The 16,852-nt window shown below is 72.2% G+C and carries 12 protein-coding genes and 1 pseudogene; 11 read left to right on the plus strand and 2 right to left on the minus strand.

Features of this window, described 5'->3' with window-relative positions; genetic code table 11:
- Positions 1 to 42: 42 nt before the first annotated feature.
- The 7 genes and pseudogenes from ACH4UK_RS22055 (at position 43) to ACH4UK_RS22085 (ending at position 10,883) form a co-directional block, all read left to right on the plus strand.
- The gene (locus ACH4UK_RS22055; protein ID WP_398358708.1) at positions 43 to 1,263 is read left to right on the plus strand and encodes a cytochrome P450; all 1,221 of its coding nucleotides are present in this window, start codon (positions 43 to 45) and stop codon (positions 1,261 to 1,263) included.
- A 22-nt stretch (positions 1,264 to 1,285) separates the two neighbouring features.
- A pseudogene (locus tag ACH4UK_RS22060) lies at positions 1,286 to 2,416 on the plus strand (type III polyketide synthase); the annotation flags it as partial.
- Positions 2,417 to 2,515: 99 nt separating this feature from the next.
- Entirely contained in the window at positions 2,516 to 3,706 is a 1,191-nt protein-coding gene (locus ACH4UK_RS22065; protein ID WP_398358710.1) for a S8 family peptidase, read from the plus strand.
- 251 nt (positions 3,707 to 3,957) lie between these two features.
- A complete protein-coding gene (locus tag ACH4UK_RS22070) occupies positions 3,958 to 8,247 on the plus strand; it encodes a discoidin domain-containing protein (RefSeq protein WP_398358712.1) in 4,290 nt (1,429 codons plus the stop codon).
- Between the two features lie 122 nt (positions 8,248 to 8,369).
- Complete coding sequence (locus ACH4UK_RS22075) at positions 8,370 to 9,377, plus strand: LacI family DNA-binding transcriptional regulator (protein ID WP_398358714.1); 1,008 nt, start codon at positions 8,370 to 8,372, stop codon at positions 9,375 to 9,377.
- Between the two features lie 44 nt (positions 9,378 to 9,421).
- On the plus strand, positions 9,422 to 9,739 hold the full coding sequence (locus ACH4UK_RS22080) for a cupin (RefSeq protein ID WP_398358716.1): 318 nt from the start codon (positions 9,422 to 9,424) through the stop codon (positions 9,737 to 9,739).
- A 166-nt stretch (positions 9,740 to 9,905) separates the two neighbouring features.
- Positions 9,906 to 10,883: a YihY/virulence factor BrkB family protein gene (locus ACH4UK_RS22085; protein ID WP_398358718.1), complete on the plus strand. Its 978-nt coding sequence runs from the start codon at positions 9,906 to 9,908 to the stop codon at positions 10,881 to 10,883.
- Here ACH4UK_RS22085 and ACH4UK_RS22090 read toward each other — a convergent pair.
- Positions 10,867 to 11,877, minus strand: a complete 1,011-nt coding sequence (locus ACH4UK_RS22090) for a zinc-binding dehydrogenase (protein WP_398358720.1) — start codon at positions 11,875 to 11,877, stop codon at positions 10,867 to 10,869. The genes ACH4UK_RS22085 and ACH4UK_RS22090 overlap by 17 nt on opposite strands.
- 107 nt (positions 11,878 to 11,984) lie before the next feature.
- Between ACH4UK_RS22090 and ACH4UK_RS22095 the strand changes: the two genes are divergently transcribed.
- A complete protein-coding gene (locus ACH4UK_RS22095; RefSeq protein WP_398358722.1) occupies positions 11,985 to 12,572 on the plus strand; it encodes a TetR-like C-terminal domain-containing protein in 588 nt (195 codons plus the stop codon).
- 6 nt (positions 12,573 to 12,578) lie between these two features.
- Here ACH4UK_RS22095 and ACH4UK_RS22100 read toward each other — a convergent pair whose 3' ends face one another.
- Positions 12,579 to 13,430, minus strand: a complete 852-nt coding sequence (locus ACH4UK_RS22100) for a M12 family metallo-peptidase (RefSeq protein WP_398358724.1) — start codon at positions 13,428 to 13,430, stop codon at positions 12,579 to 12,581.
- Between the two features lie 225 nt (positions 13,431 to 13,655).
- Here ACH4UK_RS22100 and ACH4UK_RS22105 point away from each other — a divergent pair, with 225 nt between their 5' ends.
- The 3 genes from ACH4UK_RS22105 to ACH4UK_RS22115 all read left to right on the plus strand — a co-directional run bounded on the left by ACH4UK_RS22105 (position 13,656) and on the right by ACH4UK_RS22115 (position 16,723).
- Positions 13,656 to 14,534, plus strand: a complete 879-nt coding sequence (locus ACH4UK_RS22105) for an ABC transporter substrate-binding protein (RefSeq protein WP_398358725.1) — start codon at positions 13,656 to 13,658, stop codon at positions 14,532 to 14,534.
- Between the two features lie 132 nt (positions 14,535 to 14,666).
- The gene (locus ACH4UK_RS22110; protein WP_398358727.1) at positions 14,667 to 15,347 is read left to right on the plus strand and encodes a helix-turn-helix domain-containing protein; all 681 of its coding nucleotides are present in this window, start codon (positions 14,667 to 14,669) and stop codon (positions 15,345 to 15,347) included.
- Positions 15,344 to 16,723, plus strand: a complete 1,380-nt coding sequence (locus ACH4UK_RS22115) for an MFS transporter (RefSeq protein WP_398358729.1) — start codon at positions 15,344 to 15,346, stop codon at positions 16,721 to 16,723. Before ACH4UK_RS22110 ends, ACH4UK_RS22115 begins: the two co-directional genes overlap by 4 nt.
- Positions 16,724 to 16,852 lie beyond the last annotated feature (129 nt).

The following is a 16,852-nucleotide window of genomic DNA, read 5'->3' on the forward strand; positions in this document are numbered from 1 at the left end:
GGCACGCCCCCATTCCTCGAAACGGTCATTGGGAGAACCTCGGTGGAGAACACCTCGGTGCAGAACAAGGAAACCGTACGCAGCTGCCCGTTCGACTACGCGCAGCAGTTGGAGTTCGACCCCCAGCTCAGGCAATTGCTGACCGAGGAGCCGGTGTCCCGCATCCGTATGGCGTACGGAGAGGGCGAGGCCTGGCTGGTCACCCGCTACGAGGACGTCCGGACGGTCACCACCGACCGGCGGTTCAGCCGCAGCGCCGTCCTCGGTCGTGACTTCCCCCGGATGACCCCGGAGCCGATCGTCCAGGCCGAGTCCATCAACCTCATGGACCCGCCCGTCAGCAGCCGGCTCCGCAGCCTGGTCGCCAAGAGCTTCACCCCGCGCCGCGTCGAGCAGATGCGCGACGGCACCCAGCGCATCGTGGACCGGCTGCTGGACGAGATGGAGGACGAGGGCTCACCGGCCGACTTCGTCGCCCGGGTCTCCTCGCCGCTGCCGCTGATCACCATCTGCGAGGCGCTCGGCATCCCCGAGGCCGACCGCCCCTGGCTCCGGGCCCACGCCATGACGATGATGAACGTCGGGGCCGCGGGCAAGGAGGACGCCGTACGCGCCAAGGCGGAACTGCGCGGCTACTTCCAGGAACTGACCGCCGACCGGCGCCGCACCCCGGGCCAGGACCTCATCAGCACCCTGGCCACCGCACGGGACGGCGCCGAACTGCTCGACGACGACGAACTGGCCGTGATGGCGATGGTCCTGCTCATCACCGGCCAGGACACCACCACCTACCAGCTCGGCAACATCGCCTACACCCTGCTCACCCGACCCGACCTGTTGAACACCCTCCGGGCCGAACCGGGGCGGCTGCCCCACACCCTGGAGGAGCTGCTGCGCCACATCCCCTTCCGCAAGGGCGTCGGCATCCCGCGCATCGCCACCGAGGACGTGGAGCTCGGCGGCGTCCTCATCAGCGCCGGTGACGTGGTGCACGTGTCCTATCTGACGGCCAACCGGGACGCCGCCAAGTTCGAAAGCCCCGACGAGCTGGATCCCGACCGGCCGTCCATCCCCCACATGACGTTCGGCTGGGGCGCCCACCACTGCCTGGGCGCGCCGCTGGCCATCATGGAACTGGAGGTGGCCTTCTCCACGCTGCTGACCCGCTTCCCGGCCCTGCGTCTGGACGTGCCGCCCACGGACGTCTCGTGGAACACGACGTCCATCTGGCGTTACCCGCTCGCCCTGCCCGTCACATGGTGACGAGAGCCTCCGCTCCAGAGAACGAGGAGAACCCATGGCGACCCTGTGCCGACCGGCCATCGCTGTGCCCGAGCACGTCATCACGATGCAGCAGACCCTGGACCTCGCCCGGGAGACCCACGCCGGGCACCCGCAGCGCGACCTCGTCCTGCGGCTCATCCGGAACACCGGAGTCCAGACCCGGCACCTCGTGCAGCCCATCGAGGAGACCCTCAAGCACCCCGGATTCGAACGTCGCAACCAGGTGTACGAGGCCGAGGCCAAACGCAGGGTCCCCGAAGTCGTCCGGCAGGCCCTCGCCAACGCCGAGACCGACCCGGCCGACATCGACCTGATCGTCTACGTCTCCTGCACGGGCTTCATGATGCCCTCGCTGACCGCGTGGATCATCAACACCATGGGCTTCAGGCCCGAGACCCGCCAGCTCCCCATCGCCCAGCTCGGCTGCGCGGCGGGCGGCGCGGCGATCAACCGCGCGCACGACTTCTGCCTGGCCTACCCCGAGGCGAACGTCCTCATCGTCTCCTGCGAGTTCTGCTCCCTGTGCTACCAGCCCACCGACATCGGCGTCGGCTCCCTGCTCTCCAACGGGCTCTTCGGGGACGCCCTCTCCGCGGCCGTCGTCCGGGGCCAGGGCGGCACCGGCATGCGCCTGGAACGCAACGGCTCGCACCTGGTGCCCGACACCGAGGACTGGATCTCCTACGCGGTCCGCGACACCGGGTTCCACTTCCTGCTCGACAAGCGGGTCCCCGGCACCATGGAGATGCTCGCCCCGGTCCTCCAGGATCTGGTCGACCTGCACGGCTGGTCCGTCCCGAACATGGACTTCTTCATCGTCCACGCGGGCGGGCCGCGCATCCTGGACGACCTCTGCCACTTCCTGAAGCTGCCGCCCGAGATGTTCCGCTACAGCCGGGCCACCCTCACCGAACGCGGCAACATCGCCAGCTCCGTCGTCTTCGACGCGCTGGCGAGGCTCTTCGACGACGGCGGCGCCGACGAGTCCGCCCAGGGGCTCATCGCCGGCTTCGGACCCGGCATCACCGCCGAAACGGCCGTCGGCAGTTGGACCAACCGGGACCCCCGGGCGGTCACCGACCGCGACCTGGACGAGTTGGAGCTGACCACCGGCGTTGCGCTGTCCGGCTGAACCCGCTAAGGCGTCCGACGGACGGGGACGAAGGAACGGGTGTTCGTGCTTCGCGGACGCACTCGCTCCGTGAACGGATCCCCACCCCGAGGAGAACGCATGCGCCTGCCCGCCCGCTGGGCCACGGCCGCCCTGCTGCTGATCGCCCCGCTGATCGGCGCACCCGCCCCGGCCTCGGCCGACACCGGACCCGAAGGGGTCCCGGTGGAGCGGTCCACCCGGGCCGTACCCGGGCAGTACATCGTCACCCTGGAGCCCGAACTCTCGCCGGACACCGTCCTGCGGGAGTTCGGGCTCGACCCGTTGTTCACGTACGGAAACGCTCTGCACGGCTTCGCCGCCACGTTCACCGCCACCGAACTCCAAGCGGTCCGGGCCGTTCCCGGCGTCCTCGCCGTCGAGGAGAACGCCGAGGTGACCGTCCCCGCGCCCACCGCCGCGAACCTGCTGCGGGCCCCCGCGGCCGGCTGGGGCACCGACCGCATCGACCAGCGCGCCCTGCCGCTGGACGACACCTTCACCACCACGGCCACCGGCAAGGGAGTGAAGGCGTACGTCGTCGACACCGGGATCGACGCCGCGCACAGCGAATTCGGCGGCCGGGTCGTGAACGGGTACGACGCCGTCGGGGACGGCCGCGCCGGCATGGACTGCAACGGGCACGGCACCCACGTGGCGGGCACGGTCGGCGGCGCGACCTCCGGCGTGGCCGAGAACGCCTCGCTGGTGAACGTACGGGTCCTGAACTGCGAGGGCCGGGGCACCTGGGCCGGGATCCTCGCCGGGTTCGACTGGGTCGCCAAGGACGCCGAGCGCAGCGGTGTCCCCGCCGTGCTGAACGCCTCGCTCGGCGGCGACCGCTCCACGGCGGTCGACGCCGCGGTCGAGGCGGTCGCCGACGCGGGCGTGCTGCCCGTCGTGGCCGCGGGCAACGACGACCGGGACGCCTGTGACGTCTCCCCGGCCGCCGCGGACGGCGTGTTCACCGTCGGGGCGAGCGACCGGCAGGACCGGGAGACCTCCTTCAGCAACTGGGGCTCCTGCCTCTCGCTCTACGCCCCCGGCGCCGACATCGTCTCCGCCCGTCTCGGCGGCGGCACCGTCTCGCTGAACGGCACCTCCATGGCCAGCCCGCACGTCGCCGGCGTCGCGGCGCTCTACAAGGAGGAGAACCCCTCGGCCTCTCCCGCCGCCGTCGCGCAGTGGCTGACGGACACGGCCACCCCGGACGCGCTCTCCGCTCTCGGCCAGGGCTCGCCCGACCTGCTGCTGTACACCGGCGGCCTCTGACGATCCGTCGGACGGCCGGACCGACGGCCCGTCCGCGGGGCCGGGGAGCGGTGACCGCGCGGCGGGAACCGCTCCCCGGCCCCGTCGCCCGGCTGTTGCCGGAACGGTGGACGGTCTCTCATTTCTCTGCAACTCTCTGACATCACAACGCAAAACAGGCCGCAGCTGACGCAGAATTCCGTGTTCCCTGGCTGCGGTCACAGAGCCGCGCTCTCGACGCGCCCTGCGCCGAGGCCGAAGATCGGGGAGCTATGAGAGCCCAACGCTGGAGATGGCGGGCGATATCCGCCTTGGTCGCGACCAGTCTTCTGATGATCGGCGTACCGTCGCTCACCGCCTCGGCGGCCGACGGTCCCAACCTCGCCGCGGGCCGGGCCGCGGCGGCGAGCAGCGGTCACGCCGAGTACGGCGCGTCCAACATCACCGACGGCAACCGGTCGACGTACTGGGAGAGCGCCGGAGGCGGACTGCCCCAGTGGGTCCAGACCGACCTGGGGGCGAGCACCCGCGTCGACGAGGTGAGGCTGACGCTCCCGGCGGGCTGGGAGACCCGCACCCAGACGCTGTCCCTCCAGGGCAGCGCGGACGGCACCAGCTTCGCGACCCTGAAGAACGCCGCGACGTACACCTTCGCCCCGGGAGCCGCCAACGAGGTCACCGTCGCCTTCCCGGCCACCCTGGCCCGCTTCGTCCGGGTGAACATCACCGCCAACAGCGGCTGGTCCGCCGCCCAGCTCTCCGAACTGGAGGTCCGGGGCGCGGGTGACTCATCGGCCGACCTCGCCGCGGGCAAGACCCTCACGGCCAGCAGCGGCAGCGGCTCCCGGGCCCCGGCCAACGCCAACGACGGCAACCGGGACAGCTACTGGGCCAGTGGCGACGACCAGTTCCCGCAGTGGATCCAGGCGGACCTGGGCGCTTCGCTGGGCGTGGACCGGGTGGTCCTGCGGCTGCCCGACGGATGGGCCGCGCGCAGCCAGACGCTGCAGCTCCAGGGCAGCGCCAACGGCAAGGACTTCACCGACCTCACCGCGTCCAAGGCGTACCGGTTCGACGCGGCGGGCGGACAGTCGGCGACGATCACCTTCGACGCCACGACCACCCGGTACGTCCGCGTCCTGGTCACCGCCAACACCGGTGCGGAAGCCGCCCAGTTGGCCGAGCTGGAGGTCTACGGTCCGACCACCGGCGACACCCGGGCCCCGACCGCCCCGGCCGACCTCGCCCTCACCGAGCCCGCCACCGGACAGATCCGGCTCACCTGGAAGGCGTCGACGGACGGCAAGGGCGTCACCGGCTACGACATCTACGCCGACGGCACCCTGCTGACCAGCGTCGCGGGCGACGTCACCACGTACACCGACACCCGCCCGGCCGGGCAGGACGTCAGCTACTTCGTCCGCGCCAAGGACGCGGCGGGCAACGTCTCGGGCAACAGCAACACCGTCACCCGCGACGGCGACACCGGCGACACCCAGGCCCCCACCGCACCCTCCGCGCTGGCGTACACCGAGTCGTCCGTCGGCACCGTCAAGCTGACGTGGCAGGCGTCCACCGACAACAAGGCAGTGACGGGCTACGACGTCTACGCCAACAACGTGCTGCGCGGCAGCGTCGCGGGCGGTGCGCTGACGTACACCGACACCCAGTCGGCGTCCACCACGGTCAGCTATGTCGTGCGGGCCAAGGACGCGGCGGGCAATGTCTCCGGCGACAGCAACACCGTCACCCGCAACGGGCAGAGCGGCTCCGCGTCCAACCTCGCCGTGAACAAGCCGATCACCGCCTCCTCCGTGGTGCACACCTTCGTCGCGGAGAACGCCAACGACAACAGCACCTCCACCTACTGGGAGGGCGCGGGCGGCAGTTACCCGGGCACCCTCACCGTGAAGCTCGGCTCCAACGCCGAGACCGAGAACGTCGTCGTCAAGCTGAACCCGGACAGCAGCTGGGGCCCGCGCACCCAGCGGATCGAGGTCCTCGGCCGGGAACAGGGCGCCTCGTCCTTCGACTCCCTGGCCGCCGCGAAGGACTACGCCTTCAGCCCCGCGTCCGGCAACACGGTGACCATCCCGGTCTCCGCGCGCGTCGCCGACGTCCAGTTGAAGTTCACCGCCAACAGCGGCTCCGGGGCCGGTCAGGTCGCCGAGTTCCAGGTCCTCGGCGCTCCGGCGGCCAACCCGGACCTCCAGGTCTCCGCCATCAGCGCTGCACCCGCGGCGCCGGTCGAGACGGACGAGGTCACCCTCACCGCGACCGTCCGCAACGCCGGAGCGCTGGCGGCCCCGGCGAGCAAGGTCGAGCTGCGGCTCGGCGGCACCAAGGTCGCCACGGCCTCCGTCGGCGCACTGGCGGCGGGCGCCTCCACCGAGGTCAGCGCCTCCATCGGAGCCCGGAACGCGGGCAGTTACGCACTGAGCGCGGTCGCCGACCCGGCAGACGAGATCATCGAGCAGAACGAGACCAACAACACCTACACCAGCGCCTCCCCGCTGGTCGTGAAGCCGGTCTCCAGCTCCGACCTGGTGGCCGCGGCGGTCGCCACCTCGCCCTCGGCCGCGTCCGACGGCGACACGGTCACCTTCTCGGTCGCTCTCAAGAACCAGGGCACGGTGGCCTCGGCGGGCGGCGCCCACGGGATCACGCAGAGCCTCCTGGACAGCAAGGGCGCCACGGTGAAGACCCTCACCGGCACCCACACCGGGGCCATCGCCGCGGGCGCCACCACCGCGCCGGTCTCCCTCGGCACCTGGACCGCGGCCAACGGCTCGTACACCGTACGGACCGTGATCGCGAACGACGCCAACGAACTCCCGGTCAAGCGCGAGAACAACACCTCCACCCAGGCGCTCTTCGTCGGCCGCGGCGCCAACATGCCGTACGACATGTACGAGGCGGAGGACGGCACGACCGGCGGCGGGGCCGAGGTCGTCGGCCCGAACCGGACCGTCGGCGACGTCGCTGGCGAGGCCTCGGGACGCAAGGCCGTCACCCTCGACGACACCGGCAACTACGTCGAGTTCACCACCCGGGCCTCGACCAACACCCTGGTGACCCGGTTCTCCATCCCCGACGCCCCGGGCGGCGACGGCATCGACTCCACGCTGAACGTCTACGTGGACGGCGTCTTCCTGAAGGCGATCGACCTCACCTCCAAGTACGCCTGGCTGTACGGGAACGAGACCGCTCCCGGCAACTCCCCGGGCTCCGGGGCGCCCCGTCACATCTACGACGAGGCGAACGTGATGCTGGGCAAGACCGTCCCGGCGGGATCCAAGATCCGGCTCCAGAAGGACACCGCCAACACCAGCACGTACGCGATCGACTTCATCAACCTGGAACAGGTCGCGCCGGTCGCCAACCCGGACCCCGCCACGTACACCGTGCCGGCCGGATTCACCCACCAGGACGTCCAGAACGCCCTGGACAAGGTCCGCATGGACACCACCGGCGCGCTCGTGGGCGTCTATCTGCCGGCGGGGGAGTACAGCACGGCGAGCAAGTTCCAGGTCTACGGCAAGGCCGTGAAGGTGGTCGGAGCCGGGCCCTGGTACACCCGCTTCAACGCCCCGTCCACGCAGGACAACACCGACGTCGGCTTCCGCGCCGAGGCCAGTGCCAAGGGGTCCTCGTTCGCGAACTTCGCGTACTTCGGCAACTACACGTCCCGGATCGACGGGCCGGGCAAGGTGTTCGACTTCTCCAATGTGTCGGACATCGTGATCGACAACATCTGGAACGAGCACATGGTGTGCCTCTACTGGGGCGCCAACACCGACAACGTCACCATCAAGAACTCCCGGATCCGCAACATGTTCGCCGACGGCGTCAACATGACCAACGGGTCCACCGACAACCTCGTGACCAACAACGAGGCACGGGCCACCGGTGACGACAGCTTCGCGCTCTTCTCGGCGATCGACTCCGGGGGAGCGGACATGAAGAACAACGTCTACGAGAACCTGACCTCGATCCTCACCTGGCGCGCGGCGGGCGTCGCCGTCTACGGCGGGTACGACAACACCTTCCGCAACATCCACATCGCCGACACCCTGGTGTACTCCGGGATCACGGTCAGCTCGCTGGACTTCGGCTACCCGATGAACGGCTTCGGGACCGAGCCGACGACGCTGGAGAACATCTCGATCGTGCGCGCGGGCGGTCACTTCTGGGGATCGCAGACCTTCCCCGGGATCTGGCTGTTCTCGGCCTCCAAGGTGTTCCAGGGCATCCGCATCAACAACGTGGACATCGTCGATCCCACCTACAGCGGGATCATGTTCCAGACGAACTACGTCGGCGGACAGCCCCAGTTCCCGATCAAGGACACCGTGCTCACCGACGTCTCCATCTCGGGTGCGCGCAAGAGCGGTGACGCCTTCGACGCCAAGTCCGGCTTCGGACTGTGGGCCAACGAGATGCCGGAAGCCGGGCAGGGGCCGGCCGTCGGCGAGGTCACCTTCAACGGCCTGAAGCTCAGCGACAACGCCCAGGACGTCAAGAACACCACCTCCACCTTCAAGATCATCACTAACCCGTAGTCGGGGGAGAGGCCGTACGCACGGCAAGGGGGCGCTTCCCGATGACGAGGAGGCGTCCCTTATGCGTGCAATCCTTGCGCTGATTAGTCAATTGTTTGCATTGCTTACGCTAGTCTTGCGGCATGACGCGACGACTTGCTCAGGTTGCCAAAAAGGTTGGGGTCAGCGAGGCCACGGTGAGCCGGGTGCTCAACGGCAAGCCCGGGGTCTCCCGGACCACCCGGCAATCCGTGCTGACGGCCCTGGACGTTCTCGGCTACGAGCGTCCCACCCAACTGCGGGGCGAGCGCGCCCGGCTCGTCGGCCTCGTCCTGCCCGAACTGCAGAACCCGATCTTCCCCGCCTTCGCGGAGGTGATCGGCGGCGCCCTCGCCCAGCAGGGCCTCACCCCCGTGCTGTGCACCCAGACCAAGGGCGGGGTCTCCGAAGCCGACTATGTGGACCTGCTGCTCCAGCAGCAGGTCTCCGGCGTGGTCTTCGCCGGCGGCCTGTTCGCCCAGGCCGACGAGGCCCACGAGCACTACCACCGGCTCGCCGAGCGCCGCATCCCCGTCGTGCTGATCAACGCCCCCATAGAGGGGCTCGACTTCCCCTGCGTCTCCTGCGACGACGCGGTCGCCATCGAGCGCGCCTGGCGCCATCTGGCCTCGCTCGGCCACGAGCGCATCGGCGTGGTGATCGGCCCCTCCGACCACGTGCCCTCCCGCCGCAAGCTCGCGGCGGCCCGGTCCGTCGCGGCGGCGACCGGCGGCCCCCTGCCCGAGGCGCACGTCGAGCGCTCGATGTTCTCCCTGGAGGGCGGCCAGGCGGCGGCCTCCCGGCTGCTGGAACGGGGCGTCACCGGCATCATCTGCGCCAGCGACCCCCTGGCGCTCGGGGCCGTGCGCGCGGCCCGCCGGCGGGGCCTCGGGGTGCCCTCCGACATCTCGGTCGTCGGCTATGACGACTCGGCGTTCATGAACTGCACCGAACCCCCGCTCACCACCATCCGCCAGCCCATCGAGGCCATGGGCCGGGCCGCCGTGGAACTGCTCTGCGCGGGCATCCAGGGCGGATCGGTCCCGCCCGACGAGCTGCTCTTCGAGCCGGAGCTGGTGGTACGGGACTCCACCGCGAAGGCGCCCCGCTGAGTCCGCGGATCGCGGCGCCGCCACGGCTGCGGCACAGTGGGCACATGGACGACCTCAACGCTCTCGCCGAGGAACACCTGACCGCGGCCCGTGCTTCCGCGCACGGCCGCAGCGCCCACCTCCTGCTCCAGCAGCCCCCCTTGCGGCAGACGGTGATCGCCCTCACCGAGGGGACGGCGCTCGACGAGCACAACGCGCCGCCCGCCGCCTCGCTCCTCGTCCTGCGCGGCAGCGTCCGCCTCACCGCCGCCTCCGGTGACGCCGAACTGCCGGCCGGCAGCCTGCACCCGATCCCGCAGGAACGGCACGGGCTGTTGGCGCTCCAGGACGCCGTGGTCCTGCTCACCGCCGTCAACGACTGATCGCCGGAGCCCCCCCCCGGCCGGCCGGAGCGCGCCGGGCCGCCCGGCGGGGAGGGGGTGTGCTTCGGCCGCGACGTGGCAGGAGAGGATCGAGAAGGGTAGGCGCGTCCGGGAACGGACACCTCGCGCCGCCCGCCGCGACCGCTCACGTCCCCGGAGTACCAGCTTGACCACCCAGACCGCCTCAGCCGCGGAAAGCACCGCCCCCGCCGCCGGACGCACCGGTCCGCCCCGCCGCTGGCTCACCGCCCTGCGCCGCACCCCGGTCTCGCTGTGGGACGACGACGTCTCCGACTGGGCCGCCGCCCTGACCTACTACGCCATCCTCGCGCTGCTCCCCGCGCTCCTCGTCACCGTCTCCGTGATCGGACTGGCCAACCCCGACGCGACCGGCGCCCTGATCGCCGACATCACCGCCTTCGCCCCCGCCGAATCCGGTGAGGCGCTGCGCCGTCCGCTGGTGGCGGCGACCGAGCAGCGCACCGCGGTCTGGGTGCTCGTGGCGACCGGCAGCGTGAGCGCCGTGTGGTCCGCGTGCAGCTACCTGGCGGTGTTCCGGCGGGCGATGCACGCCATGCACCACGTCCGGGACACCCGGCCCGCGCTGCGCAAGGCCCACATCATCGTCGCCTCGGCGATCGGGCTGCTGGTCCTGCTGATGACCAGCGCGTTCGCCCTGGTGCTGACCGGCCCGCTGGCCCGCTGGCTCGGCCGCCGCCTCGGACTGCCGCATGCGGGCGAGACCCTGTGGGCGGTCCTGAAGTGGCCGGTTCTGCTCTGCCTCGTGGCCTGCCTGATCCTGGTGCTCTTCCGCACCGGTCCGCGCTCGGCGCGCGGCATCCGCCGGGGGCTGCCCGGCGGGGTGCTCGCCGCCTTCCTGTGGCTGGCCGCCTCGGCGGGATTCGCGCTGTACGCGACCCGGATCGGGAGCTACAGCAGGCTCTACGGTTCGCTCGCCGGGCTCGTCGTCTTCCTGATCTGGGTCTGGTTCGCCAACCTCGCTCTGCTGGCCGGGGCGCAGTTCAACGTCGAGCTGGAGCGGTCCGAAGAGGACCGGGAGCCCGCCACGGCAGCGGAGGAGCCCGTCGAGGCGGCCGAGGAGCCCGTCACGGCAGCGGACAAGGCCGTCACGGTCGCAGAATGAGCCGGACCGGGTCGCCCTCCTTGGTCTCCATCCGCTTCACCGCCGCCGCCGCATCGTCCAGCGGCAGGACATCGGTGATCGACCGGGAGAAGTCCAGCCGGCCGCCCTCGGCGAGCCGCACGAGCTGTGCCACATGGTGTTCCTCCGAGCCGTAGTGCCCGAGAATCCGGTGCTGGAGGTAGCTGAAGCGCGTCCCGTCGGCGACCGTCAGCGGCTGGTCGGTCAGTCCCACCAGCACCAGCCGCCCCTTCGGAGCCAGCGTGGTCAGCGCCTGCTCGCGGACCGCGGGGACACCGGCGAAGTCGAACGCCGCCGCCAGGCCCGCGCCGCCCGTCGCCCCGAGCACCTTCTCGTGGAACTGCGGATCGGCGGGGTCCAGCGCCAGGTCGGCCCCGAACTCCAGGGCCCGCCGACGGGCCGCCGGGGCGGGGTCCACCGCGAGGACCGGGTGCGCTCCCACCGCCCGCAGCAACTGCACGGCGTGCGTGCCGAGCCCGCCCGCGCCCCAGACGCCGACGGCCTGCGCCGCCCGTACGTCGCCGGTGGCGGTCACCGCCGCCCACGGTGTCGAGACCGCGTCCGGGATGATCGCCGCCTGCTCGAAGGGCAGCGAGTCGGGCAGGGCGACGAGGGTGGACGCGGTGGCGAGGGCGTACTCGGCCCACCCGCCGTCGTAGTCCACGCCCCGGGTGTGCGTCCGGCCCCGGCGCACCTCGCCCGCCTGCAGCACCACCCGCGCACCGGCCGTCCAGCCGGTGACGTCGGGCCCGGACTCCGCCACGGTCCCGGCCACCTCGTGGCCCAGGGTGACCGTGTCCCCTTCCGGATACAGCGGGCTCAGTGTGCCGTCGACGAGGTGGACGTCGGAGAGGCACACCCCCGCCGCCTCGACCTTCACCAGCACCTCGCCGGGGCCGGGCACGGGCCTGGCCACCTCCGCCACGGTCAGGGTGCGGCTGGGGAGATGCAGACGCGCGGCGCGCATGCGTTCCATGACGGGTCCTCACGGCTCGGAGCGGCGACCTATCGCAAGTCGCCTTGCTTTGCAACGTAAGCCTGACTCCGCCCGTAAAGCAAGTAGCCTTGCGATACGGTTCCGGGGTGACCACCGAGAAGAGCCCCGCGCCGCTGCGCCGCCGGGGCGAACCCATGCGGCAGGCCGTCCTGGCGGCGACGGTCGACCTGCTCGCGTCGGAAGGACTCACCGGCACCACGGTCGCGGCGGTCGCCAGGGCGGCGGGGGTGCACGAGACCTCGGTGTACCGGCGCTGGAAGACCCGCGAGAACCTGCTGCTCGACGCCCTCGGCTCGCACGCCGACGACGCGTTGCCCGCGCCCGACACGGGGGACGTGCGCGAGGACCTGGCCCGGCTGATGTCGGCGGTCTCGGACTATCTCGCCTCGCCGCGGGGCGCGGCCCTGCTCCACCTCGGAGCCTCCCTCGAAGCGGGGCCCGTCGCGGCGGAGCGCCTGCCGTACTGGGACGCCCGGCTGGAGCGGGGCGAGGACATCGTGCGGCGCGGGGTCGAGCGGGGCGAGCTGGTCCCGGACACCGATCCCCGGCTGGTGGCCGAGACCCTGGCGGGGCCCTTGTTCGCCCGGGTCCTGCTGACCGGGGCGCCGCTGGACGAGGGGCTCGCGCGCCGGATCGTGGACCTGGCGCTGGACGGCGCGCGCCCCCGTCCCTGACCCGGGTCAGCCCTTGGCGCGGTAGCCGGCGACGATCGGCATGGTCTCGCGCAGCACCCGGACGCCGTCGTTGTCCGCGTCGCCCAGCCGGTGCCCGTTCCAGGTGTCCGTCGCGCTGGAGAACCGGCTGATCCGCCGGCAGTGGTCCCCGCACGCGGAGCGGTACGCCATGATCGTGTAGCGCTTGCCGTCCTCGGTGATCCAGCCGGTGTTGTACGGGCGGTTCCGGCTCACGCTCATCGAGCCGTCCGCGTTGCCCGCCAGCGTCGTACGGTCGTGGGCGAGGCCCAGGTTGTGGCCGATCTCGTGGCTCGCCGAATCCAGCTCGATGCCGTCGACGTCGACGACCGCGTAGGCGTACTCGTCCGTGGAGGCGTCGAGCGCGGGCGAGTAGTCCGCCGTGCCGCCGCCCCGCTCCGGCCGGTCCACGACGAGCGTGACCAGGTCGGCGCCGTACCGCGCCCGCTGCTCGTGCACCTGCCGTCCGAGCCCCGCCGACGCGTGGTCCTTGAGGGCGGCGTGGGCGGTGCGGAACTCCTCCGAGCCCTGGTAGTCGGTCGCCGTGTACGGGTGGACGACGCGGATGATGCCGCAGAGCCCGCCCGCCGCCAGGGACCGGTTCATCCGCGTCGCGATCCGCTGCGCCGATGCGGGCACCCGGTGCTCGCCGCCGACCCGCTTCGCCGCCTTCGGCGTGTAGAGGGCCAGCACATCGACCACGGGGCACTGCGCCGCGCTCGCCGCTCCCGCCGCCGAACGGGCCGTGACCGTGGCCGTGGCCGGCGCGTCCGTCGAGGCCGCGCAGAGCGATGCGCCGATGCCGACGGCCAGCGCTGCCTTCAAAAGGGTCGGGCGCATGGGGAGTTGACTCCGTCCGGAGGGGGCCGGCCCAGGGCGCTGCCCGATGGCTGAGGGTGCCTCATTTCTAACATTCGGTGCCGCGGCCCGCCCGTCGTGCCCGAAAGCGTTCGGCCGGCGTCCGTTCCCTGGCCAGAGGGGTGTGGCGGTGGGCAGCTGGGCAGGTACACCTGTGCGAACTCGCACGAGCGGAACGGCAGTCGGCGGCAGAGGGGCGTGTGTGACGTGACGGAACAGAGCGAACGCGAATGGCGGTTCTCCGACGACCGGGGGCAGCGGTCGACGGCACCCCGGCCGCCCGGCCGGGTGCTCGCCTATGTCCAGGCCGGGGCCACCCTGTGGGACCTCGGCATCCGGCCGGTGGGGATCTTCGGCTCCGACCACGACGGGCCGGACCCCGACCCGGCGAAGACCGGCACACTGCCGCTGGACCAGGTCGAGTACGCCGGTGCGGGCGCCGCCCTGGACGTCGATCGGCTGCTGAGCACCGGGCCGGACCTCGTGGTGGCCGTCAGCTACGGCGGCGGTCATGTCTACGGACTGGCCCCCGAGACGGCCAAGCACCTGGAGGAGCGGGTCCCGGTGGCCGTCCTCGACGTCAGTCAGGCCCGTACGTTCGGCGAGATCGGCGACCGCTTCGCCGAGCTGGCCCACTCGCTCGGCGCCACGGCCCGGCCGGGCGCGGACCAGGAGCTGGACGCCGCCCGCGAGCGGCTGCGCTCCGTCGTCGCCGCCGCGTCCGCCGACGCGCCCCGGGTGCTGGCCCTCTCCCCGGCCGGCCCGGACCAGGCGCATGTCGCACGCCCCCGGATGTGGCCCGAGCTGCGGGTGCTCACGGAACTGGGCGTCCAGGTCGTGGAGCCCGCCGAAGGCCCGGGGGCCAACTGGTCCACGCTCGACCGGGCGGACACCTTCGCGCTGCGCCCCGAGGTGATCCTCACCGACATCCGCGCCCATGCCGCCCCACTGGAAGAGCTGCGGGGAGGCGAGGGGGTGCCGACGCCCGTCGTCCCGTGGAACCCCGAGCCCCTTTACGGGCCCCGCGACCACGCCCGGTTCCTGGGCCTGGTCGCGGACGCCCTGGAGGCGGCGCGGGTGAGCTGAACCCCGGATGGCCAGGGGGCGGGGCGGGGCTGTCGGCGACCGGGCCGGCGAGCACCGTCTCGCCCGAGGTTTCCAAAAAACATTCTGCAAAAATACTTTGGGAAAGTGTCCTTCCCGTTCTACGCTGAGGCCATGGACAGCGAAGACGGCCGCCGCGTACTCGATCCGGCACAGGACGGGGCCGCCCTCAAGGCCCTCACCCACCCCCTGCGCCTCACCCTGCTCGGGCTGCTGCGGCAGCACGGCCCGGCGACCGCCAGCGAGCTCGCGGTCAGGACGGGGGAGTCCTCGGCGTCCACCAGCTACCACCTGCGGGTGCTCGCCAAGTACGCGTTCGTCGCCGAGGCCGAGCACCGCGACAGCCGGGAACGGCGCTGGAAGTCCGTCCACGGCATGACCTCGTGGAGCAACGAGGCGATGCACCGCAGCCCCGGCGGCAGCACGATCCTCAGCGTCCTGCACCGCCGTCAGATCGAGCACCTCCAGCTGTCGCTGGACCGCCACGAGGCGGATCTGGAGAGCGGCCGGCTGAGCCGGGAGTGGCAGGAGCCCTCGGGCGTCAGCGACTCGATGCCCCGACTGACCCCCGAGTCGCTCGCCGAGCTGTGGGAGGTGCTCCGGGCGAAGACGGACGAGCTGACCGCCCGTGACGCCGGGAACCCGCGCGCCGAGCAGGTCGTCCTGTTCACCGCCGGACTGCCGCTGGCCCCGGACCCGGTGGCGGATCCGGAGCGCACGGATGCCGCCGCCGGAACCGGCCCCGCGACCGACGGCGAAACCCCGGACGCCACCGCCCCCGGCAGCGCCGAATGACCGGCGGCCCGGTCGCCGCCCCGGCCACCGCCGGGCACGGCCTGGACGGTGCGACCGCGCGCCGCCGGTTCGTCACCGTCTCGTTCCTCTTCTGGCTCCCCATCAGCATGTCCATCGCGACAGGGGTGCTCCTCTTCACCGAACGGGGCATGGGCCTCGCCGCCATCGCCGGCTTCTACGCCGTGCACTCCCTCACGGCCGCCGCGATGGAACTGCCCACCGGCGGCCTCTCCGACGTCATCGGGCGACGCCCGGTCCTGGCCATCGCCGGGCTGCTCAACCTCGCCGCCTTCACCCTCATCGGCCTCGGCGCGGCAGGCTGGGCCATCGCACTCGGCATGGGCCTGATGGGCTGCGCTCGCGCCCTGTCCAGCGGGCCCGCCGAGGCCTGGTACGTCGACACCGTGCACGCCCACGCGGGACCCGACGCCGATCTGCGCACGGGCCTGGCGCGCGGCAGCTCCGCCGCCTCGGCCGCCCTCGCGCTCGGCACCCTGCTCGGCGGCGGGCTGCCCTGGCTGCTCGGCCTCCGCCCCGGAGTGGGGGAGTGGCTGGCCGACGCGACCGGCGGACTCGTGATCCCGCTCTCCGTGCCCGCCCTGCTCGGCGCGCTGCTCGAGGGCCTCTTCGTGCTCTACGTGCTGAGTGCGCTGCCCGAACCGCCCCGGCCCCGGACCACCCTGCGCGGGGTCGTGGGCGGAGTGCCCGCCGCCATCGCCGCCGGACTCCGGCTCGGCGCCCGGGACGCCCTGATCCGGCGCATCCTGCTGACCGCGAGCGCCGCCGGGGCCGCGCTCGCGGCCGTCGAACTGCTCACCCCGGGCCGGGCCGCCGCCCTCATGGGAACGGCCGAATCCGGGGCCCTGGTCTTCGCCGGGCTCGCCTGCGCCGGATTCCTGTGCTCCGCCCTCGGCAGTCAACTCGCCCCGCTCGTCGCCCGGTTCACCGGCGGCAGCGAACGCGCGGTGCTCGCGAGCCTCGGCATGGTCACGCTGGGGCTGACCCTGCTCGGCCTCACCGCCCACTCGATGAGCGCCCTCGCCACGGCGACCGCGGTCACCGGCTACGGCCTGGTGTACCTGGGCCTCGGAGCCGCGGGCCCCAACGAGAACGACCTGCTGCACCGCCGGGTCGACGCCTCGGGCCGCGCCACCGCCCTCTCCGTCCAGTCGCTCTCCCTGCAACTGGTCGCCGCCGGAGCCGGACTGGCCGCCGGAACCCTGCCGCCCGGCCCACTGCCCTGGCTGCTGGCCGCCGTGGCCGTGCTGGCCGGAGCCCTCCTCTGGGTCCGCCGCGTCGCCCCCGCGAAACCGCTCCCGGACGCCCCGGCGGGTACCGAGACCCCGGCCCCGGCACCGGTGTCGGCTCAGCCGTAGAAACCCTGCGCGGCCGTCGCCCGGCATCGCCGGCCACCGCGTCCGCCCCGCGACTACGCTGCTGCGGATCCGCGCCCGCTCCTCCACACGTCCGGAGGCCGAGCCGGCCCACCGGGACACCCGAGTCCC

This window comes from Streptomyces sp. NPDC020884 (assembly GCF_044333935.1).
Lineage (GTDB): Bacteria > Actinomycetota > Actinomycetes > Streptomycetales > Streptomycetaceae > Streptomyces.